The organism is Bacteroides caecimuris, assembly GCF_001688725.2.
GTDB lineage: Bacteria > Bacteroidota > Bacteroidia > Bacteroidales > Bacteroidaceae > Bacteroides > Bacteroides caecimuris.
This window is the reverse complement of record NZ_CP015401.2, coordinates 3,108,613-3,127,894: the sequence shown is the minus strand read 5'-3', so window position 1 is coordinate 3,127,894 and position 19,282 is coordinate 3,108,613. Positions and strand designations below refer to the sequence as shown.

At 44.2% G+C, this 19,282-nt stretch carries 11 protein-coding genes and 1 pseudogene; 4 read left to right on the top strand and 8 right to left on the bottom strand.

From position 1 onward, the window contains the following. Nucleotides 1–508: 508 nt before the first annotated feature. From trhA to A4V03_RS13580, 4 genes and pseudogenes are all read right to left on the bottom strand, one after another. A pseudogene (gene trhA, locus A4V03_RS13595) lies at nt 509–1,159 on the bottom strand (PAQR family membrane homeostasis protein TrhA). Nucleotides 1,160–1,238: 79 nt separating this feature from the next. Further along, a complete protein-coding gene (locus tag A4V03_RS13590; protein WP_084081156.1) occupies nt 1,239–3,158 on the bottom strand; it encodes a transglutaminase domain-containing protein in 1,920 nt (639 codons plus the stop codon). An 18-nt stretch (nt 3,159–3,176) separates the two neighbouring features. After that, nucleotides 3,177–5,216, bottom strand: coding sequence for a DUF3857 domain-containing protein (locus tag A4V03_RS13585; RefSeq protein WP_065539284.1), 2,040 nt, complete (start codon nt 5,214–5,216; stop codon nt 3,177–3,179). Nucleotides 5,217–5,307: 91 nt separating this feature from the next. Then, on the bottom strand, nt 5,308–6,207 hold the full coding sequence (locus tag A4V03_RS13580; RefSeq protein WP_065540429.1) for a diaminopimelate dehydrogenase: 900 nt from the start codon (nt 6,205–6,207) through the stop codon (nt 5,308–5,310). Nucleotides 6,208–6,425: 218 nt separating this feature from the next. Here A4V03_RS13580 and ruvA point away from each other — a divergent pair, with 218 nt between their 5' ends. Continuing rightward, complete coding sequence (gene ruvA, locus A4V03_RS13575; protein ID WP_065539283.1) at nt 6,426–7,028, top strand: Holliday junction branch migration protein RuvA; 603 nt, start codon at nt 6,426–6,428, stop codon at nt 7,026–7,028. A 1-nt stretch (nt 7,029) separates the two neighbouring features. Further along, nucleotides 7,030–8,022 (top strand): DUF3843 family protein, encoded by a 993-nt coding sequence (locus A4V03_RS13570; protein WP_065539282.1) that lies wholly within the window; start codon nt 7,030–7,032, stop codon nt 8,020–8,022. 231 nt (nt 8,023–8,253) lie between these two features. Here the strand turns inward: A4V03_RS13570 and A4V03_RS13565 are convergent, their stop codons facing one another. Then, on the bottom strand, nt 8,254–9,090 hold the full coding sequence (locus A4V03_RS13565) for an outer membrane protein assembly factor BamD (protein WP_065539281.1): 837 nt from the start codon (nt 9,088–9,090) through the stop codon (nt 8,254–8,256). Between the two features lie 163 nt (nt 9,091–9,253). Between A4V03_RS13565 and A4V03_RS13560 the strand changes: the two genes are divergently transcribed. Beyond that, on the top strand, nt 9,254–10,687 hold the full coding sequence (locus A4V03_RS13560; RefSeq protein WP_065539280.1) for a CCA tRNA nucleotidyltransferase: 1,434 nt from the start codon (nt 9,254–9,256) through the stop codon (nt 10,685–10,687). Between the two features lie 202 nt (nt 10,688–10,889). Here the strand turns inward: A4V03_RS13560 and A4V03_RS13555 are convergent, their stop codons facing one another. From A4V03_RS13555 to A4V03_RS13545, 3 genes are all read right to left on the bottom strand, one after another. Beyond that, nucleotides 10,890–12,053, bottom strand: coding sequence for a M24 family metallopeptidase (locus A4V03_RS13555; RefSeq protein ID WP_065539279.1), 1,164 nt, complete (start codon nt 12,051–12,053; stop codon nt 10,890–10,892). 232 nt (nt 12,054–12,285) lie between these two features. Next, nucleotides 12,286–13,623, bottom strand: coding sequence for an NADP-specific glutamate dehydrogenase (gdhA, locus tag A4V03_RS13550; protein WP_008024724.1), 1,338 nt, complete (start codon nt 13,621–13,623; stop codon nt 12,286–12,288). Between the two features lie 216 nt (nt 13,624–13,839). Beyond that, nucleotides 13,840–15,951, bottom strand: coding sequence for a prolyl oligopeptidase family serine peptidase (locus tag A4V03_RS13545; RefSeq protein WP_065539278.1), 2,112 nt, complete (start codon nt 15,949–15,951; stop codon nt 13,840–13,842). 170 nt (nt 15,952–16,121) lie between these two features. Between A4V03_RS13545 and A4V03_RS13540 the strand changes: the two genes are divergently transcribed. Continuing rightward, a complete protein-coding gene (locus tag A4V03_RS13540) occupies nt 16,122–19,097 on the top strand; it encodes a PEP/pyruvate-binding domain-containing protein (RefSeq protein ID WP_065539277.1) in 2,976 nt (991 codons plus the stop codon). The last annotated feature ends 185 nt before the right edge of the window (nt 19,098–19,282 follow it).

Below are 19,282 nucleotides of genomic sequence, written 5' to 3'. Positions count from 1 at the left end.
TAGGAAGACTTTATTTATTAGATATAAAAGAGTTTTGCCATCAAATAAGTTTTGAGAAGAAAAGATAAATGCTGGTTATTAGATAATTAACGATCGTGCGTTTTCCCTGGAAATAAAGCATACGATAAGACGGTAGTTTATCAGTAATAAGAAGGCTGATTTTTTAGATGGATCCCTGAATACTCCACTTGAACCTTGTGTGTATGTTTTCTGAAACTCCGGTAGACGACCCAATCTCTTCAGATGAGAAAAGTTTCCTTAACGGCCATTCAATCATTTAAAAAGTTAATAAAAATGATTCGTTAATTTTTTAATTTTATTGTGTTAAACGTTAATGAACCTCTGCTTTTTATTAAACCGTGTTATAAGTTGGGTTGCTTTGCCCCGAAAATTTGGAGATAATCGGAAAGTCCGTATCTTTGTACTGTGTTTTTCATAGTATTAGATTTAAGGTTAACAAAGATTGGCTGTCTGGGATAGATAGCCTTTTTTTGTTACCTGCCGTTCCTTATAGAATCAGCCAGATGGCAATAATATGCCCGATGCTGCCTCCCAGACAAAACAAGTGGAAAGTGGTATGCATATATGGTTTGCGCAATGAATAAAAAACAGCTCCTACGATATACGAAACTCCTCCGCCAATCAGCCACCAAAAAGCGGTAGTGGCTCCCAGTTCTTCCAGATGATCTAACAAAGGTTGCATGGCTATCAATATGCACGCCCCCATACCTACGTAACAAGCCGTTTCGAGATTGCTATGTTCTTTCAGCTTTTTGAAGCTAAGAATGCAACCGGCGACAGCCGACAGCCAGACAAAAGCAAAAATACACTATCCCCATCCGCCGGCATGTCGCAGAACAAGCAGGGTGAAAGGGGTGTAGGTTCCGGCAATGTGCAAATAGATAGCTCCATGATCGAATTTACGGAGTAGCTCTTTCAGCTTTCCCGGATGGCTGCCGTGATACCACGTAGAACTGATATAAGAAGAAAGCATCCCCGCCAGATAGACAGATACACAAGCAACTGCCCACTGCGGCTCTATATTTTCGGATGCCTTTTTCAATAGCAAATATCCGACTCCGATTCCAAGCAGAATACCTATTCCATGGCTAAGGGTATTTGCCCATTCTTCTATATTATTATATCGTTTGTTCTTCAATGTTCCTTTTCTTGAATGGTGAAGTCGCCAAAAATGTTGGGCCGCAAAGATATTTTATTCTCCATAAAGCGTTTCCTCCTTATTCTCTTTTTAGAATGATTTTTCCACTGTATTGCCCGGCTACTTGCTTGCGGAAATCAAGAAATGCCGCATATTCAGTTGGGCTGTAAACCCCTTTAGACATGAACAATCGGTGAACGATGTATATTTTCTTATCTTTCACCTGAATGTCGGAATGGAAACTGCCAAACTTGCTTTTCACGTCAAGTGGTTTTGGAAGTCCCTCAATCACATAGCCTTCTGGCAATTGGATACGAATACTATCTGTATCTGTGTAGCCATAGTCGATATGAATAGGATACATGCGCTTTGTCAGAGGAGGAACACTGAATTCTTTTCGGAACACATTGGCGGGGATAAACAGACGGTTTCCCGTCTTATGACCGTATTGATTGCTGGTGGCAGTGTATCGGAAAGTGATGGATGGATTTGCCTCCTTACATTCGCTGATTTGCAGATTTCGGATATCGGCTTGAGGCAAGTGGATGCCCGAGCGGATGCGGTCTTTCTGTTGGTTAGGTTCCAGATAGACGATACCTGCTTCATTTTCGTATTGAAAGATCCGGGAGACTTCGTTCACTTCTATCCGTGCTTCTGCTGTGGGAGAGAGAGTGATGTCGGCAGCGATGTGCTGCGTGTTCAGCGAGTCAGGATAAGTGGGCAGGCGGTACATTTTGCCACCGTCCGGTTCAATCAGTAAAGCATCGTGTCCGGCAATATCCTGATGAACATATCCGAATGGAAGTGACGGATTGGTGCATTCCAGCCAAAGAGTGTCTTGGGGAAGCGGAACTTGCAGAATGACGTGATTCATTTGGTTGGCACTGGAGAAATCCGGTAATAAACGTTCGTTGGTGGTACTGATAACTGTGTAAGTGGAAACAATCCCCAATTCTTTCAGCATGGCACGGGTGTAATTGGATAATCCTTTACAGTCGCCGAATCCCGTGCGGCAGACATCGGTAGCAGCAATAGGCTGTAAGCCTCCGATACCCAGTTGGATGCTGACGTAGCGGGTGGTTTTGGCCAGATAATCATAAATGGTCTTCACCTTATCCCGTTCGGTGGCACAGTTGGCTGTCAGTTCGTGCAGCTTGGCGCGGAAAGGTTCGGTGAGCTGGTCGCGTCCGTCGAGCAACCGGTATTGCCACTCTCCGTACTTTTGCCAACTGCTCATATCGCTTTCCGACTTATCGAACTTGAAGGCGGAAGGCGCAAAATAGACACGTGGAAGCAGTTCTGCGAAATCCGGTCCGAAAGGTTCTTTGACGATAGGAGAGAGTTTGGAGGCGGTGGCTTCAATCACTTGCTGCCCGTCGGCTCCGGTAGATTCTTTTACTTGGATTTTTTTTCCTTGCGTATTCAGTTCACGGTATCTGCATCTTTGTCCTGCAGGCAGCTCGATGCGGTAAGTTGCTATCTCTACCCCTTGGTCGAAGTATGCTTGTGGTATAAAGGTGGGATAGCCGATCAATCCGTTATTGCACTTCACTTCCCATTCGTATTTCACAGTGAAAGGGAATGTCGGATAATTACATTCGTAGTAATAGAAATAATCGTCCGTGCTAAGCGAAGAACTATATTCACTTTTCTGAAGTTCGCCTTTCTTTATCTTGCGTACACTTTGTCCGCTAGCATTGATGATCTCCCCGGAGAATTTCTGCAAAGAACGGAACATGTCACATCCACAGAAGAAATGCGCTGCATCCAGTCCCTTACGGTTGAGGACGGTGATTATCAGGCTCTCTTTTTCTATGGATTGAGTCATGGATTTGCAGAGAACCTCTGTGCGTGCTTCCACGATAACGGAATTGGCATCTTGGAGGATATCTTGTGCACACACAGACAGTGTGTGCAGACTTAGGCAAATAAAGACACAGGACAGACTGAATGTCCGATGTGTCATTTGCTTTAGGATGGAGCGATTGGAACGAATCATTCTATTAACAGGTAGAATTTATATTTTCTTGAGTACGATTAGTGAATTATTTTTTTCGATCACTTTGGTCCAGAGTTCCTGTAGTTGTTTGTATTGTTCGGAAAGGAATATGTATCTTTTCAGGTGGAATACATAATTGAGCAGGATTGTATTTCCCTGTTGTTGGATCATATATTTACATTGTAATCCGTTTTCTTCTGACCGGATGGTTTGTGATTGAGGCAGCTCCTCCACTTCGTAGCCATCGGGGAGAGTCAGCGTAGACAGCATCGTGAACTTGTACGGATAGGGGAATTCGATGGGAAGTACCCGTTCCGTCTGGATAAATGGATTGTTTTTCAATTGCGGAAAGATCATCGGATTAATATAAAGGTGATCGTCCGTCCGGTCGGCTTGCAGGACGAAGTCGAATTCTTCTTCTATCAGTGCATAGTTATTCTCTTGTTTTTTCACTTTCAGGTTGGTGACAGTGAGTTTTTCTTTCTGATCGCCGTTGCTTTCAGGATTCGAAACGAGGCTGTCTTGCTTATGCTTCTCATTTGTCTGATATTTGATGGCTTCCTGCCCGTAAAGAACCGTGCTTCGATGTCCTTTCACCTGGTTTCCCTCTATTCGGGCGTCAATCTTCATAAAACTTTTATTGTCGGAAAGAGCCATCACGTTTACCCATTTCTTTTCTTCTTTCTCTTTGGGGGATAGTATGCGTGCTTTGTTGACAGCTAAGTCGAGTGGCAATATATTGAGGGCAGGTATAGCCATGGAGCTGTCTAAAAATACATATTTCTGTTTGGTTATGTCGTAGACGGCGACGATGAATGTATTTAGTTTTTGAAGGGAAGGAAAGTTGTAGGGCAGTATGCCTGATGAACGTCGGCTCATAACCACCGGATAGGCTTCCAGTCCGAAGTCTTTCAGGATGCTGATAAGGATAAAATTGAGATCGGCATTACTGCCGCTTCCTTTTTTGATCACCTTTTCAAGTTCTTTACTGTAGAGTTGATACCGTCCGTTCCAGGCCATTTTCTTTTTGAGTATCTGGAAAGCGCAGATGATTTTCTTCTCGAAATTCATTTCGCTGTTGTAGGCTTGTTTGGTTTCGGGACGGAAAGGGTTGGTGAGCGAGAGATATTTGCCGAACTGTGTATTTTCTGGTTTTAGCAGTTGATGATCTACATCTTCCCATTTCTGGCTGTATGGCTTGTATTCATTGGGGCTGAATTGGGTTCCTTGCAGGTCGAAACTGACTTGTATTTTATAGTCTTCCGGGCACCAGCAATAGGATTCGTCCTGCCGGATAGCCGGAAGGTTGCGTGAAGTAAAGATTGTTTCTTGTGCAGAAACGGTGAAGTCTTTGCTGACTCCACCTGCACTGGACCCATCACGTTCCGTGGCGTGAATGGAGGAGCCTTTTTGCTTTATTTGTATGTAATCTTTTCCTCGGAGTTCAATGTTGTAGATGAACACATGAGGGATTGTGATTTTGTATTGGTTGTAGAGCATAGGAAGTTCCTCCTGCATCATCCAGTTGTCGATATGTGAAAAATAGTCGGAGTAGAGTTTGTAGTGATATTCGATGATAGTCCCCTCTTTGACGGCAGGCAGAGAGAATTTTAGCATTTTATACAGGTTGTTGATTCGCTCAAAAGAAATGGATTCTCGCTTCATGGGTGTTTTGATACATTTTCCATTTTCCATGTTGTAGGAGCAGCCTTCTATTTCACTGGCTCTTTCTTGTCCTTCATCTTTATCGGTAGGAGAGTAGTAAGGAACGGAAACATTGGCATAGGACACTCCTTGTGGTTTTAAAATTTTGATGCGTACCCAGTGCTCGGTGACCAGTTGGAAACCATCGTGGTAGATGAAATCACTTTGTCCCTGATGGAATAGATAAATGGCTGTGGCTGTGGTATCCGGGGGATAAGAACTGAGAGATAGTTCTTCTTTAGAAGGTTTTCCGTATTTCAGATTGGGTTCTATGGTGACTGTTGTGGCTTGTTGTGGGTAGGCAGGCAACAGGTATTGCAATAGAAATGCGCAGAGAATGAATACTTTTCTCATAATTGTGTTTTTTGTAATATGCTCACAAAGATAAAAAAAATAGAGAAAGGTGTATTGCCTTTCTCTATTTATTATTTTATGTATAAATATATTATACCAAATGTCCGATCCATTCTTCACGGTCGCCGGGAAGAAGGTCGATAACAGGAATTTCTACCATTGTGTAACATCCCGGTTGTTGTTTCATCGAGGCACGTGCCACACATACCAATACTTGTGCTGTCAGTGCGGGGTTATTGATGCGCATATTAAATTCGAACAACTGATTCTGTGTTTTGCCGGATACACCTTTGCGAGTGAGATTTACACCGTGACCCATATCCAATAGAGCGTCTACGCTCGGAACGAGTTTCACGTGCGTTTCATCATTCACGAAGTAAGGGTCTGCTTTGATAGCAGCAGCTACTTCTTCAATTTTATATCCGTCTTTCAGCTCGATGTACACCATGCGGCGGTGGATTCCCGTGCCGGTAGGAATAGTCATGGAAAGAGCGGCTTTCACTCCGTCGACGGCTTTTACAGCCACTGTATGTCCCATGCTCATACCCGGACCGAAGTTGGTGTAAGTGATTCCTTTCGGAGCAATTGCTTCGAGCATGGTGCGCACGATGGAGTCGCTTCCCGGATCCCATCCGGCGGAAATGATCGATACGGCTTTATGTTCTTTGGCAGTAGCATCCAGTGTGCGGCGCAAGTCCACGATACCGGTGTGGATATCGAAACTGTCTACCGTATTAATCCCCATTGCCAGATATTCTTTTGCATATTTCTCGACGCTGCGAGTGGGCGTGCAAAGAATAGCTACATCTACATCCCCCAACTCTTTTATGTCCTTTACTACTGCATAGTTTGCCAACTCTTCCGGTTTGTTCTCTGCTCCTGCACGACGAACGACTCCGGCTATTTCGAAATCAGGTGCCGCCTGAAGCGCTTCCAGTACATAATGTCCAATGTTACCATAACCAACGATGGCAGCTCTTACTTTTTTCATTCTTTTCTTGGTTTTAATGAACAATTTTCTTTCTTTTGCTTGCAAAAGTAAACAATTTACTACTAACTTTGCTTTGTCCGCTTTAATATTTTATTTTTTTTCACTAGCAGACAATGCCAGTCCGCATGAGAGCAAATCAGGAGGGGATGTGCTGCATTGAAAAAACTCTGTGACCTCTGTAGCCTCTGTGGTGAAATTGTTTTATCTTTGTCCCTGTTATGATAGAATATATTAGAGGCGAACTTGCCGAACTAAGTCCGGCAACCGCAGTGATTGACTGTAACGGGGTGGGATATGCCGCCAATATATCCTTGAATACCTATTCGGCTATTCAGGGAAAGAAAAACTGTAAGCTATATATTCACGAGGCGATTCGGGAAGACGCATATGTGCTTTATGGATTTGCCGAGAAGCAGGAGCGGGAGATTTTCCTATTGTTGATTTCCGTTTCCGGAATCGGGGGGAACACTGCACGTATGATTCTCTCGGCGCTCTCACCTGCCGAACTGGTGAACGTAATCAGCACCGAAAACGCGAATATGCTGAAAACGGTGAAAGGTATCGGGCTGAAGACTGCGCAACGGGTGATTGTCGATCTGAAAGATAAGATAAAAACGATGGGTGGAGTTGCCGGCGGAGGTGCTTCTGTAGGTCTGTTGCTGCAACCTGCCAATGCAGAAGTGCAGGAAGAGGCAGTGTCTGCATTGACAATGCTCGGTTTTGCTGTCGCGCCTTCGCAGAAGGTGGTGCTGGCTATCTTGAAGGAAGAACCGGATGCTCCGGTAGAAAAGGTTATCAAACTGGCTTTGAAACGTTTGTAGTATGAAGCAGAAGAAAATTTATATGCAGGCATGGCTGGACGCTCACGGTCGTGTAAAAGTGGTGGATACGGATGGTTGGTATCTGGATTTCGCTAATCAGCTATTGCCTTTGGTGGCTGAATCTTATATATATGCTGGGAAAGAAATGGAAGAAGACCAGAAGCGAGTGGCTTTGACATGTGCCCTGTATTTGGAAGATTGCGTAGCAGATGGAGGAAACTGGCGCCAGTTTATCCACTGGCATCAGGAGAACTACGGACGTTACCTGCCTTTCTACACGTTGACGGATGATTATATGCCGGACGAAATCAACCGTGAAGATGTTGTTTTCCTTTTGTGGGCAATCAATTCACCGGTCGGTGATAATTTTGACGGAGTGGAGAACCCGATGGATGCAGATTTGCTGGAGTTTGCAGATGCATTATATAACCGTTTGGATGCTGCGTTCGAATTGGCTCCTATCAGTGATTATCTAGCGACAGACTGGCTGCTGGAAACAGAATTGATGCAAAAGAAGCGAATGCCTCTGCCCGTAGCTTTGCCGGGAGAAAAAATGCCTACCAACGTAGAACGTTTCCTTGAAGCAAGCAAAGGTGAACCGCTTTTATACTTCGACTCTTACGATGCGCTGAAATTTTTCTTTGTGCAATCATTGAAGTGGGAGGATGAAGAAGATTCTCTATTGCCTGATTTAAAAGAGTTTGATAACTTCGTGGTTTTCGCCAATCCGAAAGGTCTGTTGATAGGGCCTGACGTAGCCCCATATTTTGCGGACAAACACAACCCGCTCTACAATGCTGAACTAGCAGAAGAGGAAGCATACGAACTGTTTTGTGAAGAAGGTTTGTGCCCGTTTGATTTGTTGAAATATGGAATGGAACATGAGCTGTTATCGGAAGCACAGTTCCCGTTTGAGAATGGAAAGGAACTGTTGCAGGAAAACTGGGATTTTGTAGCTCGCTGGTTTTTGGGCGAATATTACGAAGGAGAATAAGAGGAATAAGAATCAGATATAAGTACTGTTTATATAAGTGTTGTCTATGCCAATCAAAAAAAGTAACAATCCCTTTGCCGGAAAGGCAAAGCCCGCAGCCGGTAAAAAGAAGGCAACTGGAAAACGAATAGGAAAATCAAAACAGGAAAAGGCTAATAATCAGTTGAATAGAAGAGTGAGGTGAGGATGTGGAGGAAACATTTTCTCACCTCTGTGGTGAATCTTTTTTTATTAATCGGTAATTTCCTCCTGTGCCTTCCGTTCTTTTTTCTTATTGATAAATCCGATTTTCAGGTTAGCTTCCTCTTGTTCTTTTTTTATCTGTTCCATTGCAGAGAGGATTTGCGCTAATTCATAAACATTGGCTGCGGCTAGTCGGTCGGTGGGACTCATTGTTGTTTTATAGGTACGGTCGCCCATATATTCCACACGGATATTTTTGTCTTTATTGAGATGGAGGAATTCGATTACATTACCGTCTTCTCCCAGTTTGTAATCAGCTTTTTCTATTTTCTCGTTCATATCCGTTGTTTCGTAGCTGTCTTTGGAGCTTGGAGTTTCGGCAAAACTGCCGTCAGGAGCAATCACTTTCACTTTGTTGTGGTGGATATTACCGGCACCGCAATAGATAGAAGTCATACTCATGATGCCTTGCTCGTTCACTTGGAAACGGAGATACGAACGGTGCATGTTTTTCTCAATGGTCTGTGTAGGCCAGAGGTAGTTGCCTACTTGTTGATATTCGGCATCTTTTTCTAGTGTGAATTTGTCTTTGATGGCGTTGAATTCTTTCGTTTTTGCCTGAAAGGCGCTATCCAAATAAGCAAGCGTTTTTTGCTGTGCCTTTGTTTCAACATCAAGCATTAGTGCCTGTCCCGCCTTACGTGTTTCGAACGCTTTGGGATACAGAATCTTGATACTGTCAATTTGTAACTTAGCTTCTTCATAGTCGCCACGTTCGTAGGCAGCCTTGGCAACCATCAGTTTTTCATTGGCTTTTTTCTCAAGGCCATTTCCGCAGGCAGCTAATGCCAGCGTACCACAAAAGAGGATAATCAGTTTTTTCATCACAAATTCTATTTACTAATTTTATTATTTACATGAATAAGCAGTGTCCGTTTGCCATTCACTGTTCATCGTTCTGTTCTTCATTCACTTTATTAGCGGCAAAAATACAAATATATCCCTTATTTTTGTAATTTTGTCCCCTCAAAACTTATAACTAAAAAGAATGATAGAGTTGACTCAAGAGGAATTGAAGCAGTATTTTAGCGAACCCATCTTCGGACAGATAGCCGAAACGGCCGATGCGCTCGGCATGGAGTGTTATGTGGTAGGTGGTTACGTTCGTGATATTTTTCTGCAACGTCCCTCTAAAGATATAGATGTAGTAGTTGTAGGAAGTGGAATTGCAATGGCAGAAGCCCTTGGAAAACGGTTGGGACGTGGTGCTCATGTCTCTGTTTTCAAGAATTTCGGGACAGCACAAGTAAAATACAGAGGTACGGAAGTAGAGTTTGTAGGTGCCCGTAAGGAGTCTTATCAACGGGATTCGCGCAAACCGATTGTTGAAGACGGTACGCTGGAAGACGATCAGAACCGTCGTGATTTCACGATCAATGCTCTTGCCGTATGTCTCAATAAGGCACGTTTCGGCGAACTGGTAGACCCGTTCGGAGGCATGGAGGATATGAAGGAAAAGACAATCCGCACTCCGCTCGACCCGGATATCACTTTCAGCGATGATCCTTTGCGCATGATGCGTTGCATCCGTTTTGCTACGCAGCTGGGCTTTTACATTGACGATGATACTTTCGAATCGCTTTGCCGGAATAAAGAACGGATTGAAATCATCTCCCGCGAGCGTATTGCGGACGAACTGAATAAGATTATTCTTTCTCCGATTCCCTCGAAAGGTTTTATTGATTTGGAACGTAGCGGTTTGCTGCCGTTGATTTTCCCGGAATTTGCTGCCTTGCAGGGAGTGGAAACACGGAACGGACGTTCGCATAAGGATAATTTTTATCATACATTGGAAGTGCTGGATAATATCAGCAAGAAGACTGATAACCTTTGGTTACGCTGGGCTGCTTTGCTGCATGACATTGCCAAGCCTGTCACGAAACGTTGGGAGCCTAAAGCGGGATGGACGTTCCACAACCATAACTTTATTGGTGAAAAGATGATTCCGAATATCTTCCGTAAAATGAAACTGCCAATGAATGAGAAGATGAAGTATGTACAGAAGCTAGTTAGCCTGCACATGCGTCCGATTGTTATCGCGGATGATGTGGTGACAGACTCGGCTGTACGCCGTCTGCTCTTTGAAGCGGGAGATGACATTGACGATTTGATGATGCTCTGCGAAGCGGATATTACTTCCAAGAATATGGAACGTAAGCAACGTTTCCTGAATAACTTCCAGTTGGTTCGACAAAAACTGAAGGATTTGGAAGAGAAAGACCGTGTCCGTAACTTCCAGCCACCCGTGAGCGGAGAAGAAATTATGGAGACTTTCGGTTTGGAACCTTGTCGTGAAGTCGGTGCTCTGAAAAGTGCTATAAAGGATGCTATCTTGGATGGAGTGATTCCGAACGAATATGAGGCTGCTCATGCTTTCATGCTGGAGCGGGCTAAGAAGATGGGGCTGACGCCGGTGCGCTGATATAGGGGTAGTTGAATAGTTCATATCTATTTTATAAATGAATTATTTCACCACAGAGGACACAAAGGACACAGAGAAGACAAAGGCTTCAAAATCCTAATTCAGAGATGACTGTAACCTCTGTTTCCTTAGTGTTCTCTGTGGTGAAAAGAATCAAAAACCGTATCGAAACGAACTAGTTTTAATTTAAAACCGCACTTGTTTAACTTAATTCAATGATTTCTTCATTGCAGTTTGTCAGTTTTTCTACTCCTTCATTGGTTACTACCCAAGAGTTTTCAATACCTACGGGACCTACACCCGGAATAACGATTTTCGGTTCGAGAGCAAAGACCATTCCCGGTTCTAATTGTTGTTTCATGCGGGGAGCCAATACCGGAGCTTCATTAATTTCGAGTCCGATACCGTGGCCGATAAACTTGGCTTGTTGTCCTGTTCCCATGAACTTGTCGGCAAATCCGGCTTCTTTGGCTACTTCGACAGCTGTGTCATAGAGCACTTCGCAAGCAATGCCCGGTTTGGCGATGGAAGCAATCTTTTCTTGAATGTCCAAACAAACCTGATGGGCGGTGTAAGCCTCTTCGGGCAGCTTGCCTATTGAGAATACACGGCTCATGTCGTTCATATAGCCGTTGAAATTACCTCCCAAATCCACCATAACACTCTGACCTTCCTTTAGCGGAGTTTTATTCGCTCCTCCCGGCAAAGCAGGATCAAGTCCTTGTCCACCTAAAGCAAAATCATAAGGAGAGGGGTATCCGGCGTTGTCTCCGGTCAGTACGCTACCCATGAATATTTCCATGCTGCGTCCGAATACCCGGAAAATTCCGAGGCAACCTTGCAGGCGCATCAGGCGTTCTATTTCAATGGAAAACTCAATGTCTGTCATACCGGGGCAATATACGCTTGGAATCTGCTCGTATGCCTTGGCGTGGGCAATGCCCGAACGGCGGAACATTTCAATTTCTACAGGTGTTTTTACGCTGCGTGCCTGACGAATCAACGGGGTGCCATTTACAACTTCTGCTTCCGGAAACAGGCTGGCCAGACGGCAATATTCCGTATAAGGGAGCTCGTCACCTTCTAACATCAGTTTGGTTGGCATCGGCAATCCTTGTTCTTTCAACAGGTCAACGATTTGTTCCGGTTTGCGAATAGGGAACGAATGTTCTCCTGTGATAGTATTAGGGCGTTTGAAAAACAAGAGTGCAGGCGAATGAAGGGGAAGGTAAAGATAGCCACTGACTACACAGCCATACGTGTAAATTAAATTTGTATTACAAGTAATAAGTGCGGCATCAATGCCCTGTGACACCATCAGACTGCGAATCTTGTCACGGCGAAATTTCAATTCGGGTTGTAGCATTTTTTATTTATTACATGATTATTAATTACAAAACTGGTAATGGTAGATTATTAGTTGTGAGTTATTGATTTGATATAATAAATTCACAAACCATTATTTAACCTATTATGCCACAAAGATAATTAATTCCAGCGAAAATATTGTTAATTTCAAAAAAATAGCGCTACCCGCGTCCTGTCACAGGGGGCGAGCAGCGCAAACCACAAATACAAATACAACTAAACAAAGTCTTCTAAATAACGCCTTGTCCCATCATTGCGTGAGCTACTTTCATAAATCCGGCAATGTTGGCACCCTTCACATAATTAATGTATCCGTCGGGTTCCGTGCCGTACTTCACGCATTGTGCATGGATGCCGTGCATGATTGCATGGAGCTTTTCGTCCACTTCGGCAGCACTCCAGCTTAGGTGCATTGCGTTTTGAGACATTTCCAGACCGGAAGTGGCAACACCGCCTGCGTTGACCGCTTTACCCGGAGCATACATTATCTTATGTTCAATAAAGAGGTCGATTGCTTCGGGAGTACATCCCATGTTGGAAATTTCTCCGACGCAAAGTACGTCATTTTTTATGAGATTTTGAGCATCTTCTCCATTTAATTCATTTTGGGTAGCACAAGGAAGTGCGATGTCTGCTTTCACTTCCCATGGGCGCTTTCCTTCTACAAAGGTAGCATTTGGATATTGTTCTGCATAAGGTGCAACAATGTCATTACCCGAAGAACGAAGTTCGAGCATATAGTCTATTTTTTCGCCGCTGATACCATCCGGATCGTAGATATATCCGTCCGGACCGGAAATTGTAATCACTTTGGCACCCAGTTCGGTAGCTTTGGTAGCTGCTCCCCATGCAACGTTGCCGAAACCGGAAATAGCGACTGTCTTACCTTTTATATCAATACCTTTCGCTTGTAGCATCTGATTTACAAAATACAGACCACCGAAACCGGTAGCTTCCGGGCGAATCAACGAGCCTCCGAATTCTAATCCCTTGCCGGTGAATGTGCCTGTAAATTCGCGAGTCAGTTTCTTATACATACCGAACATATAGCCTACTTCGCGTCCGCCTACGCCGATATCACCGGCAGGTACATCCATATCCGGTCCGAGGTGACGCCACAGTTCCAACATGAAGGCTTGGCAGAAACGCATGATTTCAGCATCACTCTTACCGCGTGGAGAGAAATCGGAACCTCCTTTTCCACCACCCATAGGCAGCGTGGTCAGTGCATTTTTGAATGTCTGTTCGAAACCGAGGAATTTCAGAATGGAAAGATTGACGGAAGCATGGAAACGGATACCGCCTTTATAAGGACCGATCGCATTATTGAATTGTACACGATAACCGAGGTTGGTCTGCACCTCACCTTTATCATCCACCCACGTTACACGGAAAGTGAAGATACGGTCGGGTTCTACCAATCTTTCTATGATTTTAGCTTTTTCAAATTCAGGATGTTGATTGTATATATCTTCGATGGAAAGAAGAACTTCCTTCACTGCTTGAAGATATTCAGATTCACCGGGATGCTTAGCCTCCAAAGAGGACATGATTTTCTGGATGTTCATGATACTATATTTTAAAAGGTTAATTCTGATAAAATGTCAACTAACTCTCCGCAAATATAGGAAAATTTTTCAAGGTTGCTTGTTTTGATGCGAATATTTTGATTAAATAATGATAAAATGTCAGTCTCTTCTGCTGAAAAACACAAAGCCCCGTAGCCTGTAATGTAAAATACAGGTTACGGGGCTTGTATGTGTTTATAAATAGGAAGTGCCGCTTTAGAATTTTGGTCTCATTCCTAGATTATACATGATGAATCCGTAAATATCAGCTTGTTCTTCCAGTACTTTAGCCATTGGTTTGCCTGCGCCATGCCCGGCTTTGCTGTCAATACGAATCAGTGTCGGATTCGTACCGTCGTTGTCGGCTTGCAGGGTAGCGGCAAACTTGAATGAGTGGGCAGGGACTACACGGTCGTCATGGTCGGCGGTAGTGACCAGTGTTGCCGGATATTTCGTGCCCGGCTTCAGGTTGTGCAGTGGAGAGTAGCCTTTGAGGTATTCAAACATCTCTTTGCTGTCTTCGCTTGTGCCGTAATCGCTTGCCCAGTTCCAGCCGATAGTGAATTTATGGTAGCGGAGCATATCCATCACACCTACCTGCGGGATCGCTACACGGAACAGGTCAGGACGCTGTGTCATGCAGGCACCTACCAACAGACCACCGTTGGAACCTCCTACAATGGCGATTTTATCTTTATTCGTATATTTCTGGTCGATCAGATATTCGGCAGCAGAGATGAAATCGTCGAATACGTTCTGTTTCTGCATTTTAGTTCCGGCTACGTGCCAGTCTTCGCCGTATTCACTACCACCGCGCAGGTTTACTTGTGCGTAGATACCCCCATTTTCGAGGAATGGAATACGTGTGGCGCTGAAGCCCGGGTTGAGGCTGATACCGAAGCCACCGTATCCGTAGAGGAATACAGGGTTTTTGCCGTCTTTCTTCAACTCTTTCTTATAAGTAAGGAACATCGGAATTTTTACGCCGTCTTTGCTGGCGAAGAATACTTGTTCGGTCACAAAATCGTCTGAGTTGAATTGTACTTTCGGGGCACGATATAGTTCGTAGGTATTCTGTTCCATGTCGTATTTGTAGGTAGCACCCGGTATGGTGAATGAAGTGAATCCGAAGAAACATTCTTTGTCGTCTTTGTTGCCGCTAAAGCCTACGGAACCGAGTGACGGCAGTTGGATTTCCTGAATTTGTTTACCGTCGAGACCGTAAACGTATGCGTGGTTCGAGGCATCTTTGTCATAAGTAAGGAACAGCTTGCCACCGATCACTTCCGCATTTGAAAGAACAGCTTCCGATTCGGGTACGAGCTCTTTCCATTCCTCCAGCTTCGGACGGTTGATGTCGGCTACCATGATTCGGTTTTTCGGTGCACCGTAGTTGGTATAAATATAAATCTGGTCGCCGATAACTTCGATTGGGTAATATTGGTAGTCGAGGTCTGTAGTCAGCTGGATGAAGGGTGAATTCGGCTTTTTCAAATCCTGTATAAACAGGTTGTTACCTCTTCCGGCGCCGGATTCCGTTAGGAAGAGAATCCGTTCGTCTTCATTGGTGCTCGATGTATAGAAACGTTTCGGATAAGCAGGATTCTGATAAATCAGTTTATCTTTTGACTGTGGCTCACCGATTTTGTGATAATAGATTTTGTGATTTTCGTTCACGTTGGAGAACTCTTTTCCTTTGGATGGTGCATCATAGGCGCTGTAATAGAAACCGTCTCCCTGCCAGGCGGCACCGGTAAATTTGGCCCATTCGATGTGGTCTTCCAGTAGTTTTCCGCTTTCGGTATCCATTACATAAATTTCAGACCAGTCCGATCCGCTGCGTGAAATACTGTAAGCGGTATACTTGCCATCGTTTGAGAAATAAAGACCGGTCAGTGCTACTGTTCCGTCGTCCGATAGTTTGTTCGGATCGAGAAAAACACGCGGTTCTCCGTCCAGTGAATCCTGCACATAGAATACACTCTGGTTCTGCAGACCGTCATTTTTACTGAAATAATACTTTCCATGTTTCTTGATCGGAGCACTGATCTTCTCGTAATCGGCCAGTGTTGTCAATCGTTTCAGTAGGTTTTCGCGGAACGGGATCTGGCTAAGATACTCATTCGTTACTTTGTTTTGTGCTTCTACCCAGGCAGTAGTGGCTGCGCTGGTGTCATTTTCCAACCATCTGTAAGGGTCGGGAACTTGTGTGCCGAAGTACACATCTACAGTGTCTACCTTTGCCGTCTCGGGGTAGACCAGCTTTTTTTGTTGGGGAGCGCATGACATCACCATGATTCCACTCATTAATAAAGTTGCTTTTTTCATGTGAATAAAAAGTCTTTTTGAATAAACTTAAAGTTACAAATCTACAAAATAATAAGAGATAAACAAGTAAACTTTATAAAGAAGATGATGGAAAATGAGATTTAAAGAATTAACTTTGCAAAATGTGATTCTGTAGATAGACGATTTGAAATAAGAAAGGAGATGACTTTATGCTCAGTAAATATAAATTAAACCAGCTTTACTTCAAAGATACGCAATTTGCTAATTTAATGACCCGGCGAATTTTTAACGTGTTGTTAATAGCCAACCCTTATGATGCTTTCATGCTCGAAGATGACGGACGCATTGACGAGAAGATTTTCAATGAATATACTTCATTGTCTCTGCGTTATCCGCCCCGGTTCTCGCAGGTGTCTACGGAAGAGGAAGCGTTGGCTCAGTTGGAGAATATGTCATTCGACCTGGTGATTTGTATGCCGGGTACGGGGGATAACGACAGTTTTGACATCGGCCGGCATATCAAGGAGAAATACGAGCATATTCCTATCGTTATTCTGACTCCTTTTAGTCATGGTATCACGAAACGAATCATCAACGAGGATTTGAGCGCGTTTGAATACGTGTTCTGCTGGTTGGGCAATACCGACCTGTTGGTGTCTATCATCAAGTTGATGGAAGATAAGATGAATCTGGAACATGATGTGCAGGAAGTGGGCGTGCAGTTGATTCTGCTGGTAGAAGATGGTATACGCTTCTATTCTTCCATTCTGCCGAATCTGTATAAGTTCGTGTTGCAGCAAAGCCAGGAATTCTCTACGGAAGCTCTGAATGCGCATCAACGTACGCTTCGTATGCGCGGGCGTCCTAAAATCGTGTTGGCGCGTACATATCAGGAAGCGATGGAGATTTATCACAAATATCAGAATAATATATTAGGTGTAATCACCGACGTGCGTTTCCCGAAAGTGGAACGGGGGGAGAAAGACGGTCTGGCAGGTATCAAGTTATGTGCCGAGATTCGCAAGAATGATCCGTTTGTTCCTTTGATTATCCAGTCGTCCGAATCGGAAAACTCCTCTTATGCAGCGAAATACGGTGCGAGCTTTATTGATAAGAACTCGAAGAAGATGGACGTCGATTTGCGCCGTATCGTTTCTGACAATTTCGGTTTCGGTGATTTTGTTTTCCGCAATCCTGAGACGGGTGAGGAGATAGCGCACGTTCGTAATCTGAAGGAGTTGCAGAATATCCTGTTTGCCGTGCCTGCCGAATCTTTCCTATATCATATCAGCCGCAATCACGTGTCCCGTTGGCTTTATTCGCGGGCTATGTTTCCTGTGGCGGAATTCTTGAAGCCTATCACCTGGAGCAGTCTTCAAGATGTGGATGCTCATCGCCGCATTATCTTCGAGGCTATCGTAAAATACCGCAAAATGAAGAATCAAGGGGTCGTGGCGGTGTTCAAGCGCGACCGTTTCGACCGCTACTCCAATTTTGCCCGTATCGGCGACGGTTCATTAGGCGGAAAAGGACGCGGACTGGCTTTTATAGACAATATGGTGAAACGTCATCCGGAGTTTGACGAGTTCGAGAATGCACGGGTTGCTATTCCCAAGACGGTGGTGCTCTGTACGGATGTGTTCGATGAATTTATGGATGCCAATAATCTGTATCAGATTGCCCTTTCGGATGCGGACGACGATACGATTCTGAGATATTTCCTGAAAGCAAAATTGCCGGACAGACTGGTAGAGGATTTCTTCACTTTCTTTGATGTAGTGAAGTCTCCGATTGCCATCCGCTCTTCTTCTTTATTAGAGGATTCTCACTATCAGCCTTTTGCCGGAATCTACAATACATATATGGTTCCTTATCTGGACGACCGCTATGAGATGTTGCGTATGCTTTCCGATGCTATCAAGGGGGTATATGCTTCGGTCTATTTCCGCGATAGTAAGGCGTATATGCAGGCTACCTCGAATGTAATCGACCAGGAGAAAATGGCTGTAATCTTGCAGGAAGTGGTGGGTAATCAGTATGGCGACCGCTATTATCCTTCCATGTCCGGTGTGGCCCGTTCATTGAATTATTATCCGTTGGGCGATGAAAAGGCGGAAGAAGGAACGGTAAACCTGGCTTTAGGATTAGGGAAATATATTGTGGATGGTGGCATGACACTCCGTTTCTCTCCTTATCACCCGAACCAGGTATTGCAAACCAGCGAAATGGAAATAGCTCTGAAAGAAACACAAACCCGTTTCTATGCTTTGGACTTGAAGAACGCAGGGCATGATTTCTCTATCGACGATGGCTTCAACCTCTTGAAGCTTCACGTGAAAGAGGCGGAAAATGACGGGGCTTTGCGCTACATCGCTTCCACATACGACCCGTATGACCAAATTATCCGGGATGGCTTGTATCCGGGAGGACGTAAAGTAATCACGTTTGCCAATATTCTGCAACATGATGTTTTCCCGTTGGCACGTATTCTTCAATTAGTGTTGAAGTACAGTGAACAGGAGATGCGCCGTCCTGTTGAAATCGAATTTGCAGCTACGCTAAGCCGTGAGCAGGATAAGACGGGTACGTTCTATCTGCTGCAAATCCGTCCCATCGTAGACAGCAAGGAAATTTTGGATGAAGATTTGAACGAGATACCGGACGAGGATGTAGTGCTTCGTTCTTATAACTCACTGGGGCATGGCATTATGAATGACATTTGTGATGTTGTCTATGTCAAGACCGACGGTTACAGTGCTTCGAATAATCAAACTATTGCCTGGGAGATAGAAAAGATAAACCAGCAATTCCTGAACGAAGGCAAGAATTATGTGCTTGTCGGGCCGGGACGTTGGGGAAGTAGTGACACATGGCTGGGTATCCCGGTGAAGTGGCCGCACATCTCCGCCGCCCGTGTAATCGTAGAAGCCGGATTGACCAACTATCGCGTAGACCCCAGTCAAGGCACGCACTTCTTCCAGAACTTGACTTCTTTTGGTGTGGGTTATTTCACCATCAATGCCTTTATGAATGATGGGATTTATAACCAGGAATTCCTCAACGCACAGCCGGCAGTGGAAGAAACAAAATACCTTCGTCACGTCCGTTTTAAAAAACCGATGATTGTCAAGATGGATGGGAAGAAAAAGCTCGGAGTCGTCCTGATGCCGGATATCGACAAATAAGTTCTGTTAACACTCTCAACTTGAATAAGGAAAGTTCTGTTTTTCATATGAAAGACAGAACTTTTGTGTTTTTCCTCTTTAAAATGGTCTGTTTTTTAGATGTAATATGCTAATTGTGTTCCTATTTTCATATTTGGAAATAAAACTTTCTTTGGATACTTTATTATAAAAAAGTAAAACTGTAC

What these genes read in the sequence shown, in the direction of transcription:
- A4V03_RS13560 (WP_065539280.1), top strand. Translation starts at nt 9,254, where the DNA reads ATGATAGAGTTGACTCAAGAGGAATTGAAGCAGTATTTTAGCGAACCC.
- A4V03_RS13590 (WP_084081156.1), bottom strand. Translation starts at nt 3,158, where the DNA reads ATGATTCGTTCCAATCGCTCCATCCTAAAGCAAATGACACATCGGACA.
- gdhA (WP_008024724.1), bottom strand. Translation starts at nt 13,623, where the DNA reads ATGAACATCCAGAAAATCATGTCCTCTTTGGAGGCTAAGCATCCCGGT.
- A4V03_RS13580 (WP_065540429.1), bottom strand. Translation starts at nt 6,207, where the DNA reads ATGAAAAAAGTAAGAGCTGCCATCGTTGGTTATGGTAACATTGGACAT.
- A4V03_RS13545 (WP_065539278.1), bottom strand. Translation starts at nt 15,951, where the DNA reads ATGAAAAAAGCAACTTTATTAATGAGTGGAATCATGGTGATGTCATGC.
- A4V03_RS13565 (WP_065539281.1), bottom strand. Translation starts at nt 9,090, where the DNA reads ATGAAAAAACTGATTATCCTCTTTTGTGGTACGCTGGCATTAGCTGCC.
- A4V03_RS13570 (WP_065539282.1), top strand. Translation starts at nt 7,030, where the DNA reads ATGAAGCAGAAGAAAATTTATATGCAGGCATGGCTGGACGCTCACGGT.
- ruvA (WP_065539283.1), top strand. Translation starts at nt 6,426, where the DNA reads ATGATAGAATATATTAGAGGCGAACTTGCCGAACTAAGTCCGGCAACC.
- A4V03_RS13585 (WP_065539284.1), bottom strand. Translation starts at nt 5,216, where the DNA reads ATGAGAAAAGTATTCATTCTCTGCGCATTTCTATTGCAATACCTGTTG.
- A4V03_RS13555 (WP_065539279.1), bottom strand. Translation starts at nt 12,053, where the DNA reads ATGCTACAACCCGAATTGAAATTTCGCCGTGACAAGATTCGCAGTCTG.
- A4V03_RS13540 (WP_065539277.1), top strand. Translation starts at nt 16,122, where the DNA reads ATGCTCAGTAAATATAAATTAAACCAGCTTTACTTCAAAGATACGCAA.